This window comes from Streptomyces marinisediminis, assembly GCF_026262575.1.
In the GTDB taxonomy this organism is placed as follows: domain Bacteria; phylum Actinomycetota; class Actinomycetes; order Streptomycetales; family Streptomycetaceae; genus Streptomyces; species Streptomyces marinisediminis.
Window position 1 is genome coordinate 1 of sequence record NZ_JAPKFL010000047.1, and the last position, 17339, is coordinate 17339.

Consider the following 17339-nt stretch of genomic DNA (forward strand, 5'->3'; position numbering starts at 1 on the left):
CCCACCTGGCCCACCGCTCACGCATCGCTCAGGCAAGCGACCTCACGGCGCCCCTGCCGTGGGGCGCGTCATGCCCCGGCAGCAGAAAACTCCAGGTCACGCGCTATGTGACCTGGGGCTTATCGGAGCCGCCTAAGGGAATCGAACCCCTTGACCTACGCATTACGAGAGCCTGCAAGATCCTCCCGGCTGGTGCCGGACGATGCCACGGAATCCTGTTCCCCCAGGTCAGAGACGTCTTCCCGTGATCAGCATGACGCTGGGTCCACCCTAGTGCCGTCCAGTCCGCTCACGCAGCGCTCACGCAGGCCAGCCGCTTCGAGCCACGCCAAACCGCTGTAGTGTGGCAGCAACTGAACCGCCCCGGTTCGGATAGAGGCTCGATTTCATGAAAGGATCGAGTCATGGCACGACCTTCCCGTTACCCGCTTGAGCTCCGCCGTCGTGCGGTGCGCATGGTCGCCGAGGTGCGCGACGACCACCCGAACGAGACGGCCGCCCTGCAGGCGGTCACCGACAAGCTCGGCATCGGCTCCCGCGAGACACTGCGGAACTGGCTGAAGCAGCACGAGATCGACGCGGGGACACGGCCGGGGACGACGACGGAGGAATCGGTTCAGCTCAAGGCGTTGAAGAAGGAGATCGCCGAGCTGAAGCGGGCGAACGAGATCCTCAAGGCGGCGGCGAGTTTCTTCGCGGCCGAGCTCGACCGGCCACACACGCGCTCGTAGCGTTCATCGACGAGCACCGGGACCGCTTCGGCGGGGTCGAGCCGATCTGCAGGACGCTCACCGAGCACGACTGCAAGATCGCCCCTTCCAGCTACTACGCGCACAAGAAACGACAGGTCGCTCCGTCGGCCCGTACCGTGCGGGACACCGAACTCAAGGAGCTGATCCGCCAGGTCCACACCGACAACTACCGTGTCTACGGGGCCCGGAAGATCTGGCGGGAGCTGAACCGGCGGGGTCACGCGGTGGCCCGCTGCACCGTCGAACGGCTGATGCGTGAGCTGGGCATCGCCGGCGCCGTCCGCGGAAGGAAGGTCATCACCACGATCCCGGACCAGCAGGCCGAGCGGGCACCGGACCGGGTGGACCGCGACTTCGTCGCCGGCGCGCCGAACCGCTGCTGGGTCGCGGAATTCACGCACGTGGCCACCTGGGCCGGAGTGGTCTACGTGGCCTTCGTCGTGGACACCTTTTCCCGCCGGATCGTCGGCTGGTCCGCCGCGACGTCGAAGGAGACCCGGCTCGTCCTGGACGCTCTGGAGATGGCACTGTGGCAGCGTGACCGCGATGAACATCCCCACGCTCGTGGCGAGTTGATACATCACAGCGGTGCGGGCAGCCAGTACACCAGCTTCCGGCTGGCCGAGCACTTGGATACGGCCGGCCTCGCGGCCTCGATCGGATCTGTCGGCGATGCGTACGACAACGCCCTGATGGAGAGCACGATCGGCCTGTTCAAAACCGAGTTGATCAAGCCGCAGCGGCCGTGGAAGACCCTCTCCCATGTCGAGCTGGCCACCGCCGAGTGGGTGGACTGGTACTGCCACCGACGCCTGCACGGTGAGATAGGCCACGTCCCACCCGTCGAGTACGAGACCAACTACTACACGGAACCCACGAAACTCCAGGTCACAACCACAATCTGAGGTCTCTACCGAACCCGGGGCGGTTCAATCCACTGCACCTGGTGCGAGCCCGGCACTCCCCAGCGCTTTGTGATGTTGGTGGCGGTGATCGAGTACTTCCAGCCGGTCTTCTTCTCGAAGGCGGTTTCGTGACAACGGTGGTTCACCGCGACATCCTTGCGGATGTTGTGATGCAGCGGTGTGAGCTGGCCGTCTTCGATTCGGTCGCCTCCGCCCCGGCGGTATCCCGCCTGATCGACAGAGGCGTATACCGAAGCGGATGGGTGCCGCTTCGGAGTTTGGGGCCAAGGCAGACACGGCCCTTACCAGGGCAATCTGTTGGACTGTTCACAGCGCTGCTCGGGCATGAATGCGCCATGGAAGCTTCGACGGCGGACTGGGCGATGAGAGTGGGAGAGGCGGAACTCGCTGCCGTGCTTCCGCGGCGGTGGGTGCACTCCCAGGGGGTTGGGGATCGTGCGGCCGAGCTGGCGCGGATCCTGGGGAAGGAGGCCGAGCTCCTGGTGGCCGCTGCCACGCTGCACGACGTCGGGTACGCGCCGCGGCTGGCCGTGACGGGGTTCCATCCGTTGGACGGGGCTCGGTTCCTGCGTGACGAGCACGGTGCGGACGAGCGGTTGGTGCGGTTGGTGGCGAACCACTCGTTCGCGCCGCTGGAGGCCGAGGAGCGCGGACTGCGGGAGGTGCTGGAGGCGGAGTTCCCGTTGCTGGAGAACCAGTTGCTGGTGGACGCGCTGGTCTACTGCGACATGACGACGACGCCCGACGGCGAGCGGACCACCGCCGAGGAGCGGGTGGCCGAGATCCGGGGCCGCTACGGGGACGCCAGTGTGGTGGGGCGGTTCATCCGCCGGGCGGCGCCGGAGATCTTCGCCGCGGTGGGTCGGGTGGAGGATGCGCTGGCTGCTCAGTCCAGGCGGGGGTAGGTGCCGGCGAGGTAGTCGCCGATCTGCTGGCGCATGCTGGGGTGGATGTCGTACCGGTCGAGGTCGGCCGGGGGAACGAAGCGGACGCCGTCGGCCTCGTCGTTGATCGTGGGTTCGCCGCCGACGGGGCGGCCGATGTAGGTGGTCTCGTACTGCTGGCGGATCTCGCCGTCGGTGTAGGCGACGATGTGGTGGGGGTTGGTGTAGACGCCGAGGAAGCCGGTGATCTCGGCGACGATGCCGGTCTCCTCCAGGCACTCGCGCACCGCGCACTGGGCTGCCGTCTCGCCGATGTCCTGGGCGCCGCCGGGCAGGGCCCACTGGCCGGTGTCGCGGCGGCGCTGGAGCAGGATGGCGCCGTCCTCGTCAACGACGAGCAGGTTGCTGGCGGGGATGAGGGTGTTCGCCTTGGGGGCGTCGGGGTCGTGGTAGTACTCAGTCCTGCCCATGGGCGGCCATCCCCTCCTGGTCGGGTGTCCAGGGCCGGGCACCGGCCCAGACGGCGTCGAAGCTCTGAGCGTAGTTGTCGAACCACCCGGAGGCGTCGACTCTTTGGAGGTGGAGCAGGGGGTTGGCGCTGGCCGGCTGTCCCCAGATGTGCGGGTTGACCAGCAGGTGGTCGTCGTAGCGGAACATCGACGTGTAGAGCGTGGTGTCGTGCAGCCGCACCTCGCATCCCTCCTCGGAGAGCAGGGAGCGGTAGTAGGTCAGGGAGGCGCGGATCTTGGCGGCGAGGGTGTCGCCGATGCCTTCCTCCCGGCCCCGGACGGCAACCGCCCGGCCCGTCGGGTCGCCGAAGCACAGGCGGACCCGAACGCCGTCGGCCGCGCGCTCGGCGAGCATCTTGGCGACGTGCGGGTTGGACTGGGCGAAGAACGTGCCGGAGAAGACGAGTACGCCGATCTCCTTCCGGGCCTCCCGCAGCAGTGAGAGCCACATCTCGCGGGGAACGCTGGCGCGGTTGGCGTAGGTGCCGACGAGTTCGGCGCCTGATCCTGCGGCGGGGCGGCCGGTCCGGGGTTGCGGGGCGGGCCAGAGGAACGTCTCCTCCACCCGCAGGTGCTGCGCGACACGGAAGCGGTGCCGCGGATGGGGTACGCGCCCGCCCAGCCAGCGGCTGACGGTCTTGGGGTCCACCCCGCAGGCTTCGGCAAGCGACTCGGGCGGGACGCCGCGCTGGGCGAGTACGGAGTGAAGTCGCTCGTTCACAGGGCCCATGGAAGCCGAGGCGGGCGTGATCGGGCAAGGACGTTATGGGACGTTCCTGTGAGGCCGGTGCCGCGCCCGGGTGCTTACCCTGGCGGAATGCAGCTCATCGTCCTGTGGGACATCGACCACACGCTCATCGACAACGCAGGGGTGAGCAAGGAGATCTACGCGGCCGCGTTCTCGGCGCTGGCGGGTCGTCCGCCGACCGGACCGGCACGGACCGAGGGCCGCACGGACCGCCTGATCATGCGGGAGATGTTCCTGCGTGAGGGTCCGCCCGAGCCGGACTGGGCCGCCGTCGAGGCCGCCCTCGCCCTCGCCGGCCAGGAGCGGCTTGAGGAGCTGCGCAGGCGTGGGACGGCTCTGCCGGGCGTACGGGACGCGCTCAAGGCCGTCTCGGTACAGGACGGTTGGGTGTCATCGATCCTGACCGGAAACATCGCGGCCAACGCCCGGGTGAAGCTGTCGGCCTTCGACCTCGACCCTCTGCTCGACCTGTCGGTCGGAGCCTACGGTGCCGACGCGCTCCAGCGCCCCGACCTCGTGGCCGTCGCCCGGGAGCGCGCCCGCCTTCTTCGCGGTGTGCGTTCCGACGTGCCCGTGGTGCTGGTGGGTGACACGCCACGGGACGTGGAGTCCGCGCTCACCACGGGCTCCGGGATCGTCGCGGTCGCCTCGGGCATCCACAGCGCCGAGGAGCTGGCCGCCGCCGGCGCGCCCGCCGTACTGCCCGACCTGTCGGACACCGCGGACCTCCTGAGGATCCTGGAGTCCTTCGCGGCGCGCTGAAAACGTCCCGGGACGTCCTCGGAGCGTCCGGATACGCGGTGACGCGGTCCCCGTACGCTCCGCCACCATCGGGTCTCCAACCAGGCGACTGGCCGGAGGAGGCCCACGTGATCGCGGAAGTCACCGGTATCCGCAGGATCCGGATGCTGTACCTGCAGCTGCTGTACTGCTGCAACTTCGAGTGCCTGCACTGCTTCCACGGCACCCGGCTCCAGCACGCCGACGCCTTCACCGCCGAGCAGGCCGCCAACCTCCTCACGCTCATGCGGAACCGGTACGGCACCGAGGCCGTCACCCTCCTCGGCGGCGAGCCGTTCGTCTACAAGGACCTCGCCCGGGTGGTCCGGCACGCCCGGCGGGAGCTGGGCCTGCGGGTCGAGATCTGTACCAACGGCTACCGGATCGAGCGCCGGCTGGCCGAGATCGCCCCGCACCTGGACCTGCTGCGGGTCTCGTTGGAGGGTGTCGGCTCGACCAACGACCACATCCGCAGGTCCGGGAGCTACCAGAGCGCGCTGAACGCGCTCGACCTCGCCCGGGAACTCGGCGTCCCCACGGGCGCGACCATGACGGTCACCTCCCGCAACATCGACGAGGTACTGCCGCTGGCCCGCGTCCTGGAACACTTCGGGGTACGGCAGTTGAAGCTGCACTGCCTGCGTCCGGTCGGTAACGCCGCCGCCCACCCGGAGCTCCTGGTCACCGACCCCGCCGCGTACGCCCGCCTGCGCGAGCGGCTCCGGGAGGCCAAGCCGGCCATCGAGGTGGTCGTCGACGAGGACCTGTCCGAGCACGGCGCCCCGGAGGTCTGCGCACCCGCCGGCGGCCCGACCGAGATCGAGCGGATCGAGGCCGACCCGCGCGGTGCGCTCACCATGTCCTGCAAGGCCGTCGGCAGGGACGCGCACGCCTTCTGGTACGACAAGCGCGCCAATCGCATCGCCCACCGGCCCACCGCCACCGACGAACTGGCCCTCGCGGTGCCGGACGTGGTGTACGGCCGTGTCTGAACGCCCGCTGTTCGAGAGCCTCGAAGGACTCCGCGGCACCGGCAAGTCGACCATCGCGCCGATGCTGGCGGCGGCCCGTGGCGCGGTGCTGGTCCCGACCGTACCGCCCGCCTACCAGCGCCTGCGGCGCGACGTGGACACGCGGGGGAACGTCGAGGCACGGACGTGCTTCTACCTCTCCGCACTGTTCACCGCGGCCGACGAAATACGGCGCCATCTCGCCCTCGGCATCCCGGTCGTCGTGGAGAGCTACTTCGCCCGCTGCCTGGCCACCCACCACGCTTTCGGCACCCGCCTCGGGATCACGCTGCCGCCCGACCTGCCGCAGCCCGTCACCTACCACCTGGTCTGCGACGAGGACGAGCGCCGGCGGCGCCTGGCCGGGCGGGACAAGCCGGTGACCCACTGGGACGCTCTCGCCGAGGCCACCGTCGACCGGCTCACCGCCGCCTACGCCCGGTTCCCGATGCACCGTGTGGACACCACCGGCCTCGACCCCGACGAAGTCCTCCGGGCGATCCTCACCATCGACACGCAAGGAGCCCACCACCGTGCGGACACAGAGCCTGTGGGAGCACACCCTCACCTTCTTCCCCCAGTTCCTCGCCGCGCTGAGGGAGCACGCCACCGCTGACGCCACCGTCGCGGTCGTCGGCGCGAGCGACGGCAAGTTCGTCCTGCCGCTGGCAGCCGCCGGTTACCGCGTCATCGCCATCGAACGCGACCCGCTGGCCCTGCACGGCGGCGAGGTCCGCCTTCCGGGTGAGGAGCACACCCACGCGATGGGCCTGACCGACCGGCTCGAACTTGAAGAGCTCCACGACCGCGTGCAGGTCGTCGAGGTCGACTTCCTCCAGAACGAACCGCCGGGCACGCCCTGCGACGCGGTCTGGACGAGCTGTTCCTGGCATTACAGTGCCAACCACCACCGCCCGCTCGCCGAGTTCGTCCACCACATGCAGCGCCTGGTCGGTCCGGGCGGCCTCTTCGGCGCGGAGTTCATGATGCCCGTCGAGCACCGCCACCACCTGGTCGAGCACTACACGTCCCCGGAAAGGCTCCGGCGCCACTTCATCGGCGACTGGAACGTGCTGCTCACGCTGCGCACGAACGAGTTCACCGAGCGGGCCCACGTCGGCCGGCTCCAGGACCACACCCATCGCATGGGTCTGATCCTCGCGGCCCGTACGCCCGGCCCCTCCCACTGTCACGGGAAGAAGGACTCATGAAGCACGAGTACGAAGCGAAGTTCCTCGCCGTCGACGTCACCGACCTGCAGACCAGGCTGACCGGGCTCGGTGCCGTCCGGGTGCTCCCGCGCACCCTCCTCACCCGCAAGATCTTCGAGAACGACGCCCTCGACGTCGGCGCCTGGATCCGCCTGCGGAACGAGGGCACCCGGTCCACGCTCACGCTCAAGCAGGTCACCGACGCCACCACCATCGACGGCACTACCGAGGTCGAGACCGATGTGGCCGACCTGCACGCCATGGCCGAGATCCTTCGCCGCATCGGGCTGCGCGAGGTCCGCTACCAGGAGAACTACCGGGAGGAGTGGCGCCTGGGCGAGGTCGTCTTCGACTTCGACACCTGGCCGGACCTCCCCACCTTCGTCGAGATCGAGGGCCCGGACGAGGCATCGGTCCGCCAGGCCGCCGCCCTCCTCGAACTCGACTACTCCGAGGCCCGGTTCGGCAGCGTCGACGAGATCTACAAGAGCGAGGCGGGCCGCGACATCCTCTCCGAGCCCACCCTCCTCTTCGCCGACTCCGAGAAAGACGAGTCCCGCCCCGTGCCCACCCAGGGCACCTGACCCCCCGGGGGGAGCACCGTGCTTCCGGAACCGGCCGGGCCACACAGGGCGGCACCGGGCATCCCCGACTTCGCCCGGGGCGGGCTTCCCGCCCCGGCGGCCACCGACGACGGAAACCGGTGGGTCGACGGCTCCTGCTGGCTCTACTGCGGCCGGCGGTGGACCCGCGTCCTGTGGATCGGTCCCGTGAACGTGGCCGGTGTCCAGGCACCGATGTACGCCTGCGGCCCCTGCATCCGGAAGCTACAGGAGCAGGTCTGGCAAGCCGTCCTCCTCAACGACGCACCGACGCGCTCCGCGCACCCTGGCGCTCCCGCCGGAGCCGAGTCGCCCGGCAGGCGGCGTGGAGGAAGGCACCGAGCACGAGGCGGCTTCCCGCGTCGCGGCTGAACACCGCCCGGGCCGGCGAGCCGCCCCCTCCTACCCCGTCCCCGTGGACGACTCCCCTACAGCCACGGGGCGGCCCCGGCAACACCAGCACCTCCGCACACCACAGCTTCCCGCCGAACCCGGCGGGAGAACCGGTAGAGGAAGGAGCACCAAGTGGGAGACACCACCCCCTCCGTGGAGGAGGGTCTTCTGGTCGCCGTGGAAGTCCTCGCGAGCGTCCACGACCGGCACGACAGCAGCGCCTCCGACCCGGGGCAGGGCAGCTCCGGTGACGGCCCCTGGCCCGGTGGCGACGGCCTGAACCACGCGGCGTAACCGCCGGCTCTCCGGTGGAGGGGCCGCGCACGCGGCTCCTCCACCTTCCACCTCCCATCTGACGCAAGGAAGGGAACAGCCCATGGAGCACCGTCTGGTCCGCGCCGTCGAAGAGGCGCTGGGGTGGGACGGCCCGGCCCCGCTCGGAAAGGACTTCGCCCGGGGAAGCGTCGGCGACCCCCAGCTCGTCACCCGACTGCTCACGCCCGCGCGCCTGCTCGACATGGTCATGCGCCGGAGCCTGGCCAACCCGCAGTTCCGCTTCTTCAAGGGCGGCGAGGAGCTGCACCCCGACGCGTACCTGGACCGGCAGGTCACACCCCGGGGCCAGGCGATACCGATGGCCGACATGCGCCGCGTGGGCAGCCTGCTGCGCGAGGGTGCGACGCTGGTCCTGGACCAGTCGAACGTCTTCGGCCCCACGATGGAAGTGACGTGCCGAGCCCTGCAGTGGTGGTCCCGGGAGCACGTCCAGGCGAACATGTACCTGACCACCAACGACGCCTCCGGCTTCGACCTGCACTGGGACGACCACGACGTCCTCATCGTGCAACTCGCCGGAGAGAAGCAGTGGGAGGTGCGTGGCACGTCACGGCCCGTGCCCATGTTCCGGGACGCCGAGCGGAACAACACCCCCAGCGAGGAGATCGTGTGGACCGGCACCATGAAGGCCGGCGACGTCATGCACATTCCCCGCGGCTACTGGCACGCCGCCACCCGGGCGGGCCGGGGCGGCGGCCACAGCACCCACGTGACCTTCGGGTTCGCCAAGCGCACCGCCGTGAGCTGGCTGACCTGGCTCGCCGACTGGTCCCGCCAGGAGGAGGTGTTCCGCCATGACCTCGACCGCTGGGGCAGCCCGGAGGAGCAGCAGGTCCAGGAACGGCGGCTGACCGACGCGGCCTCCCGGCTGCTCGACGCACGCGGCCCGGCGGAGTTCCTCCGGCTCCGCGAGCGCGAGGCTCCCTCCGGTCGGCACGTTCCCTTCCTGGAGATCTTCGGGCCGCTTGAGGCCGTGGTGTGTGTCAGCGAGTTCCCGCCGCTGATCCAGGAGGAGCAGGAGACAGTCACCGTGGTGGCCGCAGGCAAGAAACTCACCTTCGCCTCCAAGGCCCTGCCCGGACTCCGCCTGCTCCTGAGCGGCCACCCGGTGCGGCTGGACGAGGCCGCCCAGGTCGTGGGCGCCGAGGTGGGAGCCCTGGCGAAGATCCTGGTGGAGGAGGAACTGTGCGCGAGCCTGACCCCCGAGTTGTCCTCGGGCTACACCGATCTCGTCATGAGCGCCTGATCCTCACCAGCGCACTGGAACTCGGCGTCGAGGCGATCGACACCAGCTTCAACTACCACGGCTTCTCGGCCCACACCGCCCTGGCGAAGGTGGGGGGCGACCTCCTGCCCCGCTTCACGGTCTCCACCAAGGTCGGATTCTTCCCGGCCGCCGGCGGGGCCGAGCACTCACTCGACCCCGGCAGGCTCCGGGCAGCGGTGGAACAGACCAACCGTGATCTCGGACGCGTCCCCGATCTGGTGTTCCTGCACAATCCGGAACGCTCCCTGCCCGAACGCTCCTCCGCTTGTCAGGAAGCGCTGGGTACGGCGTGCGCCGCCCTGGAGAAAGCCGCGGCGGACGGGCTGTGCGGGGTCTGGGGCGTCTCCTCATGGGACCCCCGCCCACTGCCCGGCCTCGTGGACGACACCATGCCCAGGCCCGACGTGCTCATGGTCCGAGCGGGGCTCCTGGTTCCGATCGACGTCCTGGAAGCGTCGGAAGCCCTGGCAGCACGATGGGGCCTCGGCCTCGATCAGCTGTGGGGCATGAGCCCCTTCGGAGGCGGGACCGGAGACCCGCTGTGGAAGACCTTCGACCCGTGGGTCTTCGTCCAAGACCCTGACGACGGTCTCTCCGCCGTACAGGCCGCGTTCCGCATCGCCTACCGGCTGCCGCAGGTGGGGAGGGTCGCCGTCGGCACGGACGACCCGTCCCACCTGGCGGAGCTGGTCACTGCCCTGCGGTACGAGGCGGATGTCGGCAGCCTGCGCACGTACCGGCGGCTTCTCCGCGAGCGGACGGGCCGTCAGCGGGCCTGAAGTTCCTCCGCGATCCGCGCCGCCGTCCGGTGTGCCGGCTCCAGGCGGGGGTCCTCGGGGTGGGCATCCGGGGCCAGGATCTTCGCGCAGACGAACAGGGTCATCAGCTTGCCGTCCCGGCTCTCCAAGTCGCGGCTCCGCTCCTGGCGGATGCGTTCGGCCAGAGCCGGGACGGCGAGGGAATTGCCCCACAGGGACGCGGCATCCAGCCCTCGGGGTGCCATGCCCCAGTCCTCCCAGTCGAACAGGCAGAACTCCGGGCCGGTCATGTTCGCCCAGTTCAGGTCCGCGTGCGCGGGCCGCCACTGGCTCACCGTCGTATCGATGCCGTCGGGCAGGAAGCGGCGGACCGCCTCGGTGACACCCCGCTGGGTGATCGTGACGGTGTCCGGGGTGGCGACGCGGCTCGTGCGGTGGGCGGCCAGCGCGTCCAGCGAGGCTTTCAGCGCCTGCCACCACGCATCCGGCAGCCCAGGGTCGGAGGCCAGGACGCTGGTGCCGATCGGCGCGCCGGGCAGCAGATCGGTCTCGTCCGCCCGCCACATCGCGGCACCGTCCGGCTGGCGCCACACCACCGCCCGGTGCCACCGGGGCTGCGCGACTCCTCCCAGGACGGCCGCGCACTCGGTGCCGTTCCAGCCCTGGCCTCCGATCTTCTCCATCCGGCGCCGCTCAATGCGCACCCATGTGCCCCGGTCCGTCCGCGCGCCTAGCGAGCGCCGCTTGCGCACCAGCGTGTCCCGGTCCAGCCGGGTCCGGAGGGAACGCTCGACATCGTCGAGCACAGCGTCGACCGGCTCGATTCTCAGGTCGGCCTGTGCGGCGGCAGGCGCGGAAGATGACATGGAACCTCCTTGCCGGCCGTCCGACGCTAGCAAGGAACCGGCCTCCCATGTCTCCGGAAGGGAAGACGCGGCACAGCGGTCCGCTCGGTGTGGTCAGCGGTGCCGCGTCCGGGACGGCTGCGGGTCTGGAGCGGCGGGGTGCTGCGCGGTGGTGCGTGCTCTGGCTGCTTGGGCTTGTGGGCTGGGGGCGTGGCGTTTGGCCGAGGCGGTGGATGCGCCAGGTCAGGGTGCGGGCAGGGTGGCGGGCGTCGTTCAGGGTGCGCTGGCCCAGGGCCTGGTTCGAGGAGGGTGGCGGCTTTGTGGCCTGTGGTCTCGGCGTCGGCGAGCACGGCGGCGAGGGCGTCCCAGGCGGGGTCGTTCAGGATGCGCTCGGCGTGCTCGGGGGCCGCCCGTTGGAGATGGAGGGCGAGGCGTTGCTTGGTCTGGAGGCTGGGGGTGCGGTGGGCGAAGTGGTCCAGGACCGGCCCGGCGATTCGTGTGTAGGCGGTCTGGAGGTGGAGCAGGGTCTGCTCGGCGGCTGCTTCCTGCTGGGCGTGCCGGTGGGTGCGGTGCCAGTGCCTGGCGTAGGCCACGGCGAGGAGCGCGGCGTCCAGCAGCATGGCCAGCCCGGCGCCGTCCGCCGGGGCGGGGTCGCGCACGATCATCTGAACACTGCGGCGCAGGGCGCGGGCGCTGTCGAGGTCCGCGGTGATGCGGGAGCGGATGGCGCGTTCGAAGGCGACGGCGGCCTGCTCCAGCTCGTCCCGCAGGCCGGCCGGTGCGGCAACCGGCAGGAGGTCCAAGGCTCCGCCGAGGGCGACCAGCTGCCCCTGCGCCACCCTGTCGTCGCTGCCGGTGAGGTGTGCAGGGATGCGCTCGGTGGCCGCGGTGGCCCGGTGCCAGGGATCGGCCGGGCGGGCGGGTACCGGCTCGGGGGTGAGGGTGCCCAGGCGTTGGCGGACCTGGGGCAGGGAGAGGTCGCCGGCCAGGGTGGAGCCGGAGTACCACACGGGCTCGCCCTGGCCGTTGGTGTCGCCGGGCAGGGCGACGCTGTAGCCCAGCAGGTCGCCGGACGGCCCGGCCTTCAGGCGCACCTCCACGCCGGAGGCGGCCAGCAGCGCGAAGAACCCGGCCTCGTCGGTGGCGGCGGCCACCGCGCGACGGACCCGCAGGCGCAGGACCTCCCGCGCGGTGGCGTCCCGGCCCTGCCGTTTGGCCTTGAAGTATTCCTTGCTGGTGGGGCGCTTGGCCGCGGTGCCGTCCCCGGGCTTCAAGCGCCGAAGCCCGTAGTCGGCTTCGATTCTTCGTGCCTCCCTCTGGACGGCGCGGTAGTCGTGGCCCCGGTCGGGGCGGCGGCCGTCCTGGCGGACGAGTGTGGCGGCGATGTGGATGTGGTCCTCGGCATGCCGTACCGCCACCCAGCGGCACGCCTGGCCGTCCCCGTCGGAGGCGAGACCGGCGGCGGCCACCATTCGGCGGGCGATGTCCGCCCACTGGGCATCGGTGAGGATCGGGCCCTCCGGTGCGGCACGGACCGGGCAGTGCCAGATGGTGTTCTTCGGCGCCCGGTCGCCCAGCAGGGCCACCGGCTGGTCGAGCTGGGCCGCGAGCTGCCTTTCCACCGCCTTCAGGTCGCGGTGCGGGCTGCGGCCGGGGTCGGGGGCGAAGTCGTTCCGGCATCTGAGTGCGAGCAGCACCACATCGGCATATGTCGTGATCAGCACAGCTGGACGGTGCCCTTGGCATCGACGACGCACGTAGGCCGTAAGCGGACAAGTATTACCTCCACGCCGACCCGCCACCGCACCTGACCTGACCTGACCTGACCAGCGGGTAGCGCCGGTCGCCCTGTGCTGGAGTTACTCAGGTCAACCTCCTCGCCGCCCCTCCGCTCACGCATCGCTCACGCAAGCAAACCCGCAGCGCCCCAGCCGCACGCCCGCCCACGCCCCGGCAACAGAAAAGGCCAGGTCAGACAGTGTCTGACCTGGCCTTTCTCTGAGCCGCCTAAGGGAATCGAACCCTTGACCTACGCATTACGAGTGCGTCGCTCTGGCCGACTGAGCTAAGGCGGCTTGCTGGGGTGCAGCGCGGAACAGTTTACACGGGTTGGCGGGGTGCTCGTGCCGGGGTCTAGCAGCGCTTGCCGTCGGCGGGGACGGTGCCTTCCAGGAGGTAGGCGTTGACGGTGCTGTCGACGCAGGCCACGCCGCGGGCGTAGGCGGTGTGGCCGTCGCCGTCGTAGGTGAGCAGGGCGGCGGAGTCGAGCTGGGCGGCCAGGCCCTCGGCCCACACGTACGGGGTGGCCGGGTCGCGGGTGGTGCCGACGACGAGGATCGGGTCGGCGCCGGCGGCCTCGATGCGGTGGGCCTCACCGGTGGGCTCGGCCGGCCAGTCGGTGCAGATGAGCGTCGCGTAGGCGAAGTTGCGGCCGAAGACGGGGGAGGCCTCGCGGAAGGTGGGGACGGCGTCCTCGGCGGCGGCGGGGCCGTCGAAGGGGGCGGGCTGGTCGACGCAGTTGACGGCGGCGTTGGCGTACATCAGGTTGCCGTAGGAGCCGTCGGGGGAGCGCTCGTAGTAGGCGTCGGCCAGGGAGAGCAGGCCCGCGCCGTTGCCGTCCAGGGCGGTGGCGAGGGCCTCGCGCAGCCGGGGCCAGTACTGCTCGGTGTACATGGCGCTGATCACGCCGGTGGTGGCCAGCGACTCGGTGAGCTCGCGCTCCTCGCCGGTGGGCAGCGGCTGGGCGTCGAGGTCGGCGAAGAACGCGTCGAGCCGGTCGGCCGCGTCCTGGGTGCCCTCCTGGCCGAGCGGGCAGTCGGCGCGCTGCACGCAGTCCTTGGCGAACGCGGTGAAGGCGGTGTCGAAGCCCGCCGTCTGGTCGCGGTTGAGCTGTTGCGCGGGCAGCGAGGGGTCCATGGCGCCGTCCAGCACCAGGCGCCCGGAGCGGGAGGGGAACAGGCCCGCGTAGGTGGCGCCGAGCAGGGTGCCGTAGGAGTAGCCGACGTAGGTGAGCTTCTCGTCGCCGAGCACCTCGCGCAGCACGTCCATGTCGCGGGCGGCCTCGACGGTGGAGACGTGGCCGAGGAGGTCCCCCGCGTCCTGGGCGCAGCCGCGGGCGAACGCGTCGTTCGAGCGCTGGAGCGCGTCGGTCTCGGCGGCGCTGTCCGGGGTGACGTCGACCTGGGTGTGCTCGTCCATCGCCGCGTCCGACAGGCATTCGATGGGTTCACTGCCGGCGACGCCGCGCGGGTCCATGCCGACGATGTCGTACCGCTCGCGCACCTCGGCCGGGAAGCCGACGCCGGCGAAGGAGCGCACCAGGTCCACCGCCGACGCGCCGGGCCCGCCGGGGTTGACCATCAGGGAGCCGGCCGGTTCGCCGGAGCCGGTGGCGCGGGAGCGGATGACGGCCAGCTCCACGTCGTCGGCGGCGTCCGGGGCGGCGTAGTCGAGCGGGGCGCGCAGGGTGGCGCACTGGAAGCCGCTGGGGCCGCAGTCCTTCCAGGCGAGGTCCTGGTCGTAGTACGGGCGCAGCTCGTCGGGGATCTCGGCGGGGAGCGGTTCGAGCACCCGGCTGACTCCGCGCTCCCCGGCGGCCGTGTTCGACCGGTCGGCGGAGGGTTCGTCGTCCTGCCCGGTGCAGGAGCTCAGCAGCAGGGTTGCCGCGAGCGCCGCGCCGAAGACGCGGTAGAGCCGCCGGTGTGCCATCGTCCACCCTCGCCCGTCGGGGACAGATTCGTACCGACCGGGCGGTTCCGGTGCCGATCGGTACCTGGGAGCGTATAACGCCGGATCAACCCGCGCGGAGCGCGAGCGCCATCGACTCGACGGCCAGGAGCGGGGCGACGTTGCGGTCCAGGGCCTCCCGGCACTCCAGGATCGCCTCCATGCGCCGGAGTGTCTCCTCCGGCCGGGAGGCGGCGGCGACGCGGGCGACGCCCTCGGCGGCCGTCAGCTCGTGGTCCGCCCCGGCGGGCGGACGGGCGGACGCGGCGCCGATCTGGCGGGCGAGCACGTCGCGGTAGAAGGCGGCCAGGTCGGTGAGGGCGAGGTCGAGCGAGTCGCGCTGGGTGCGGGTGGCGCGGCGCTTCTGCTTGTCCTCCAGCTCCTTCATGACGCCGGCCGTGCCGCGCGGCAGGCGTTTGCCCTCGGCCGCGCCGAGCGCGGCACGCAGGTCCTCCGTCTCCCGCGCGTCCAGTTCCTCGGCGACCTGCTTGGCGTCCTCCTCGGCCGCCTCGATCAGCTCCTGGGCGGCGCCCAGGCAGCCGCCGACGGTCTCCACGCGCAACGGCAGGCGCAGGACGGCGGCGCGGCGCGCGCGGGCCCGCTCGTCGGTGGCCAGCCGGCGGGCCCGGCCGATGTGGCCGCCGGTGGCGTGGGCGCAGGCGGCGGCGAGGGCGGGCTCGATCCCGTCGCGCCGCACGAGCAGGTCGGCCACGGCGTCGACCGGGGGCGTGCGCAGGCCCAGGTGGCGGCAGCGGGAGCGGATGGTGGGCAGCACGTCCTCGGTGGAGGGCGCGCACAGCAGCCACACGGTGCGCGGCGCGGGCTCCTCCACCGCCTTCAGCAGCACGTTGCCCGCGCCCTCGGTGAGCCGGTCGGCGTCCTCCAGCACGATGACCTGCCACCGGCCGCCGGCCGGGGAGAGCTGGGCCCGGCGCACCAGCTCGCGCGTCTCCTTCACACCGATCGACAGCATCTCGGTGCGGACGACGTCGACGTCCGCGTGGGTGCCGACGAGCGCGGTGTGGCACCCCTCGCAGAAGCCGCAGCCCGGCGCTCCGCCCAGCGCGCGGTCGGGGCTGACGCACTGCAGGGCGGCGGCGAAGGCGCGGGCGGCGGTCGAGCGCCCGGAGCCGGGCGGGCCGGTGAACAGCCAGGCGTGCGTCATCGCGGAACCGGCGAAGACGGCGGCCTCCGCGGCGGCGTCCCCCGCGGCGTGGGCGGTGACGAGGGCGTCCGCGTCCCGGGCGGCGGCGGTGAGCTGCTCGGCCACCCGGGCCTGGCCCACCAGGTCGTCCCACACCGCCATGTGCTGTCCCTTCCGTTCCCGTGCCGTGCCGGGCCGCCTCGCCGGGCCGCTCGCTCGCCGTGCCGTCCGTCCCCGCCGCGCCGGCACGCGCCGACGCCGGGCCGTCCTCCTCCGCCCCGGCCGGCGTCCGCGGGCTCCGGGCGGCGTGGCCCATTGTCCGGCATGGGTCGGACAGCGGGCGTCGCGGTGGGTGGGTTGCGCCGGGCGGGGGAATTCCGGCGGGACGCCGGTGGCGGAGCCCCGGAAGCGCACTAGTCATATGGCATGGTCGCCGTGCAGCCGTCGGCCCCGCCGGGTGCGCGACGAGTCGGCCGTCCGGTCCCTCCCCTGCCGGACTTCCAGAAGGGACGCCCATGCACCGCACCGCCCGTCGGACCGTGCGCAGGGCAGCGGTCGCCGTCGCCGCCGTGGTCGGGGTGCTCGTCGTCTGGGCCGCGGGGGCGGCCCAGGCGGCGGACGGCTCCGCCACCGCCTCCGCGCTCTCCGCCGAACTGACCCGGCCGGGCGGACGCGTCGACGTGGGCGCGGGGCAGGCTCGCTTCCCCGGCCTCGCCTCCACCGCCTCGACCGACAGCGTCCTGCTCAGCGGGGTCGGCTCCGCGCGGGGAGCGCGGGCGAGCGCGAGCGGGGACCGGGCGGCGGGCACCGTGCAGGCCGCGGCCCGCCTCGCCGCACTCGACCTGCACGTGGGGGCGGGCCGCCTGCGCACGGGGCCGGTCACCGCCTCCTGCGCCGCGGCGCCCGACCTCGCGCCCGCGGGCGGCTCCGGGGTGCGCGACGCCACGTTCACCCCGGCGCCCGGGAAGCCCGCGGTGGCACTGCCCGCGGACGCGGCGCCCGGCACGGTCGTGGAGCTGCCCGACGGGGTGGGCCGCGTCGTGCTCAACGAGCGCTCGCTCGGCGCGGACGGTGCCCTGACCGTCACGGCGCTGCGGCTTGAGCTGACCGAGGGCGCCGGCCGGTACGGCGGCCGGCTCACGGCAGCCACGGTGCGGTGCGCGGCCGGCACGGCGGACCCGGCGCGCGTGGCCGTCACCGCCCTGGACGCGGCTGGCGCCCCGGTGCCCGGCGTCACCTTCGAGGCGGTGCGCGCGGCCGACGGCCTCCTGGTCACCGACTGCGTGACCGGGGACACCGGGCGGTGCGACCTCTACGAACTCGGCCCCGACCGGCACCGGGTGTGCGTCACCGCCGTACCCGACGGCAGCAGCGCGCCGGAGCGCCCCTGCCGCACGGTCACCGTCGCGGCGGGCGAGCGGGCCGCCCCGGAGCCCTTCATCCTGCGC

General features: G+C 72.0%; 15 protein-coding genes, 1 tRNA gene and 2 pseudogenes. 11 read left to right on the forward strand and 7 right to left on the reverse strand.

From position 1 onward, the window contains the following. Positions 1-404 precede the first annotated feature (404 nt). Positions 405-1657, forward strand: a protein-coding gene (locus tag OSB71_RS23385; protein ID WP_265950797.1) for an IS3 family transposase whose coding sequence is annotated in 2 segments (ribosomal slippage) — positions 405-687 and positions 687-1657 — 1254 coding nt in all. Because the reading frame shifts where the segments join, the coding sequence is not laid out codon by codon here. A gap of 356 nt (positions 1658-2013) precedes the next feature. After that, complete coding sequence (locus OSB71_RS23390) at positions 2014-2583, forward strand: HD domain-containing protein (protein WP_265950798.1); 570 nt, start codon at positions 2014-2016, stop codon at positions 2581-2583. On the opposite strand, the gene OSB71_RS23395 is transcribed toward OSB71_RS23390, so the two are convergent. After that, on the reverse strand, positions 2565-3032 hold the full coding sequence (locus tag OSB71_RS23395; protein WP_265950799.1) for an NUDIX hydrolase: 468 nt from the start codon (positions 3030-3032) through the stop codon (positions 2565-2567). The two genes, OSB71_RS23390 and OSB71_RS23395, sit on opposite strands and share 19 nt — an antisense overlap. After that, a complete protein-coding gene (locus OSB71_RS23400) occupies positions 3019-3792 on the reverse strand; it encodes a DUF5919 domain-containing protein (protein WP_265950800.1) in 774 nt (257 codons plus the stop codon). The genes OSB71_RS23395 and OSB71_RS23400 overlap by 14 nt, the downstream gene beginning before the upstream one ends. A 96-nt stretch (positions 3793-3888) precedes the next feature. Between OSB71_RS23400 and OSB71_RS23405 the strand changes: the two genes are divergently transcribed. The 8 genes from OSB71_RS23405 to OSB71_RS23440 all read left to right on the forward strand — a co-directional run bounded on the left by OSB71_RS23405 (position 3889) and on the right by OSB71_RS23440 (position 10197). After that, positions 3889-4581: an HAD family hydrolase gene (locus tag OSB71_RS23405; protein WP_265950801.1), complete on the forward strand. Its 693-nt coding sequence runs from the start codon at positions 3889-3891 to the stop codon at positions 4579-4581. A gap of 107 nt (positions 4582-4688) precedes the next feature. Then, entirely contained in the window at positions 4689-5591 is a 903-nt protein-coding gene (locus OSB71_RS23410) for a radical SAM protein (RefSeq protein WP_323055341.1), read from the forward strand. Further along, the gene (locus tag OSB71_RS23415) at positions 5584-6225 is read left to right on the forward strand and encodes a P-loop nucleotide/nucleoside kinase family protein (RefSeq protein ID WP_265950803.1); all 642 of its coding nucleotides are present in this window, start codon (positions 5584-5586) and stop codon (positions 6223-6225) included. Before OSB71_RS23410 ends, OSB71_RS23415 begins: the two co-directional genes overlap by 8 nt. Beyond that, positions 6143-6820 carry a class I SAM-dependent methyltransferase gene (locus OSB71_RS23420; RefSeq protein WP_265950804.1) on the forward strand — a complete coding sequence of 226 codons (678 nt, stop codon included), beginning with the start codon at positions 6143-6145 and terminating at the stop codon, positions 6818-6820. Before OSB71_RS23415 ends, OSB71_RS23420 begins: the two co-directional genes overlap by 83 nt. Continuing rightward, positions 6817-7404, forward strand: coding sequence for a class IV adenylate cyclase (locus OSB71_RS23425; RefSeq protein WP_265950805.1), 588 nt, complete (start codon positions 6817-6819; stop codon positions 7402-7404). Before OSB71_RS23420 ends, OSB71_RS23425 begins: the two co-directional genes overlap by 4 nt. A gap of 543 nt (positions 7405-7947) precedes the next feature. Further along, positions 7948-8109, forward strand: a complete 162-nt coding sequence (locus OSB71_RS23430; RefSeq protein ID WP_155071312.1) for a hypothetical protein — start codon at positions 7948-7950, stop codon at positions 8107-8109. A gap of 82 nt (positions 8110-8191) precedes the next feature. Then, positions 8192-9397, forward strand: a complete 1206-nt coding sequence (locus tag OSB71_RS23435) for a JmjC domain-containing protein (protein WP_265950806.1) — start codon at positions 8192-8194, stop codon at positions 9395-9397. Further along, positions 9337-10197: an aldo/keto reductase gene (locus tag OSB71_RS23440; protein ID WP_265950807.1), complete on the forward strand. Its 861-nt coding sequence runs from the start codon at positions 9337-9339 to the stop codon at positions 10195-10197. Before OSB71_RS23435 ends, OSB71_RS23440 begins: the two co-directional genes overlap by 61 nt. Here OSB71_RS23440 and OSB71_RS23445 read toward each other — a convergent pair. The 5 genes and pseudogenes from OSB71_RS23445 to OSB71_RS23465 all read right to left on the reverse strand — a co-directional run bounded on the left by OSB71_RS23445 (position 10185) and on the right by OSB71_RS23465 (position 16053). Next, a complete protein-coding gene (locus OSB71_RS23445; protein WP_265950809.1) occupies positions 10185-11042 on the reverse strand; it encodes a hypothetical protein in 858 nt (285 codons plus the stop codon). The two genes, OSB71_RS23440 and OSB71_RS23445, sit on opposite strands and share 13 nt — an antisense overlap. 93 nt (positions 11043-11135) lie before the next feature. Further along, positions 11136-12745 (reverse strand): annotated as a pseudogene (locus OSB71_RS23450) (relaxase/mobilization nuclease domain-containing protein). A gap of 277 nt (positions 12746-13022) precedes the next feature. Beyond that, positions 13023-13096: transfer RNA gene (locus tag OSB71_RS23455), tRNA-Thr, on the reverse strand. A gap of 58 nt (positions 13097-13154) precedes the next feature. After that, complete coding sequence (locus OSB71_RS23460) at positions 13155-14729, reverse strand: alpha/beta hydrolase (protein WP_265950810.1); 1575 nt, start codon at positions 14727-14729, stop codon at positions 13155-13157. An 85-nt stretch (positions 14730-14814) separates the two neighbouring features. Next, positions 14815-16053 (reverse strand): DNA polymerase III subunit delta', encoded by a 1239-nt coding sequence (locus OSB71_RS23465; protein ID WP_265950811.1) that lies wholly within the window; start codon positions 16051-16053, stop codon positions 14815-14817. 353 nt (positions 16054-16406) lie between these two features. On the opposite strand from OSB71_RS23465, the pseudogene OSB71_RS23470 reads away from it, so the two are divergent. Beyond that, a pseudogene (locus OSB71_RS23470) lies at positions 16407-17339 on the forward strand (hypothetical protein); the annotation flags it as partial.